Source organism: Catenulispora pinisilvae (assembly GCF_015356865.1).
Classification (GTDB): Bacteria; Actinomycetota; Actinomycetes; order Streptomycetales; family Catenulisporaceae; genus Catenulispora; species Catenulispora pinisilvae.
In genome coordinates this window covers 1-2701 of record NZ_JAAFZA010000463.1, presented here as the reverse complement: position 1 = coordinate 2701, position 2701 = coordinate 1, and the positions used below count along the sequence as shown (strand labels likewise).

Genomic DNA, 2701 nt, shown 5'->3' with positions numbered 1-2701 from the left:
GGTCGTCGGTGGTGGCGCGGCGGGGTGTGGTTTCGCCGGGGGCGATGTAGGTGTGGTCGTAGTGGGACATCAGCACGTCGCGGGCCGCGGTGAGTGTGGGGGCCCAGTATTGGGCTTGGCCGTTGGGTCCCATGACGCGGTCGTAGCCGCCGATGCCGAAGTTGTCTTCGGCGGAGACGCCGCCGGAGAAGTCCAGGGCGTGTTTGCCGGTGAGTACCATCGCCGAGTCTGGGGTCATGACTAGTACGCCGCGGGTGTGCATGAGCATGGTGGCTTCGGCGTTCCAGTAGGGCTGGGCGCCGACGTTGATGCCGTTGACCACGACGTTGATCTCGCCGCCGGCCTGGGTGAACTCCACGATCCGCTTCAGTGCCGCGGCTACCCAGTCCATGTTCTCGGTCCCGGACTGCATCGAGACCCGTGCCCCGGAGGACAGTGCGTACCACTCCAGCGGGACCTGCATCCGCTCGGCCAGATCCAGAGCAGCGATCACCCGACGACACTCCGGCTCCGACAGCGCACCGAGGGATTTCGTCGGGTCGCCGAGCAACAACACGCGGGTCACGCCCTGCGGGTGCTGTCCGGTCACGGTGCTGACCACGCCAGCCACCACCGCCGCAGTGTTGGTGCCCTTGGGCCGATCCACAGGGACCAGGAAGCCGTCTTCGTCGAGGTCGTGCTCGACGAAGTCACCGAGTGACCTGGTCACCTCATAGGGATACACCGTGCCCCGGCTGGCCGCGCGCATCACCTTCAGCCGGTAGTCGTCCAGCGGCTCCACCGGATCCGTCGTCGGCTCGCCGACGGTGATCTCGGCGCCGCCGGCTCCGCCGAACGTGACCGCCGCGGCCGTCTTCACCAGATCGCCGGTCCGCTCGTCCCGATAGCGGGCGATGACCGTGACTTCGTCGAGCCCGAGGTTGACGGATGTCGCCAGCACTCTGTTCGCGATGCCCAACAGTTCCTTGTACGCGACGGTGACCGGCGGCCAGACGTAGACCACGACCCGGTTGGTCGTGAACCGCTTGCCGGAGGGCGTCAGCGACCGCGCGCGCCGGATCGAGTCCAGGCACGCGGCGATCGTGTATTCGGCGGTGGGCAGCGCGGCCAGTCGGCCGTCGGGGTCGCGCAGCTCGGTCAGGTCGCGGATCTGGGCGAAGGCGACCAGCCGGTCGTCGGCCGGGTTCTCGCGGGCCACGCAGCGGTAGAGGTACACCTCTTCGTCCGTCGACGGCAGGCGTGTGAGGTCGAACTTGTTCAGCCGCTCCAGCTGCATCCGTTGCGCTATGTGCGGGTGCAGGCCCCGGATCAGCCTGTTCTCGGTGAGACCGGCGAGACCCGCGAGACCGGTGGCGCCGTGGTGGAACGTGAAGTGGTGGTGCATCGGCTCGTTGCGACGACCGGCCACCGTCGTGGTTACCCGGCGCACGCGGTCCGGCAGCGGGTGCGCGCTGATGACCTCCTGCAACTGGGTGGCGGCTTCGTCGGTGTCGGGCTGGTTCTCCCACAGCAGGTAGATGTCGGCGTCCAGGGCGCCGCCGGACGTCTCCAGCTCGGCCAGTCCAGCCAGTCCAGCCAGTCCGTCCAGGGCGTCGCCGAGCCGGTCGAAGGGCACCGCTGCCGAGACCAGGCGCGAGCCGTCGCGTTCGGCGACCACGAACGAGGTGCCGGCGGCTTGAGTGGTCTGGACGCCGGTCAGGCCCTTGTTGCCGTAGTAGCGCCGGGTCAGGACCTCCAGCATCGCTGCGTTGTCCAGGTCCGGGTGGACCAGACGCTGTGCCAGCAGCCGGACCAGCGGCTCGGTGCTACGCACTATCTCGGCGATCCGCTCGCCGCGGTCTTCGGCCTGCGGGTTCTCGTCGAGGTATCGCAGGTTCTTGCGGACCCCGGCGTAGACCCGGGCCCGGTTGCGGCGCAGCAGCGGCTGGCCGAACCACGCGTACACCACCCCGCGCGCCAAGTCCGCGACCGGGGGAAAACGGTTCTGGGTAGCGGCGATCAGCCGCTCCAGCATCGGCCCGGCCGGCTCGCGCTCGGCCTCGGGCGGCAGCGGATCGTTCAGCCAGCCGCGCAACAGGGCCGCGACCACGGCCGCGTGCTGGGCCGACCGGCGCATCGCCAGGAAGACGCGGAACACCCCCGCTTCCAGCTCCGGGGTGCGTTCCAGATCACCGACCCCGTACCGGGCGAGGACCTTGGCCAGCATGGTCCGGAACGTGTCCGGCAGTCCGGCGCGCTCGACGTCGAGGCTTTGGAGGTAGGTGTGGAAGTATTCGTGGGCGCTGTGCAGCCGGCTTTCGCCCTCGCCTTCTTCGGCGGTGCCGGCCGGGCGGTTGCGGCCCAGGTCGGCCAGGTCGGCGAAGACCTCGATCAGGCCCAGCTCGCCGGTCAGCGGCCGCTGGCCCTGCTCCACGGCGGTGGTGCGGGCCGCCAGGTAGTCCTGAAGGATCCGGCCCTCGTCATGCGGGTCCACATCGAAACCCAGCAGCAGACTGCGAAGGTCCTCCCGGCCCTGCGCCACGCGAGCCCGGATCGGGACCTCGACCGGGGCGGCGGGCAGATCCAGCTCGACAACCTCGGACGACGGCTGCGCGGTGCCAGACGTGCCAGACGTGTCGCCTTCGGAGTCCTCGTCCTCGACGATCTGCTCCAGCCGCATCAGCGGAGCGCCAGTCTCCACCTGGCTGCCGACAGTGACCGC

General features: G+C 69.6%; 1 pseudogene. It reads right to left on the bottom strand.

Annotated features, from left to right (window positions below):
* Window positions 1-2701, bottom strand: a pseudogene (locus tag IZR01_RS53940) (ATP-binding protein); the annotation flags it as partial.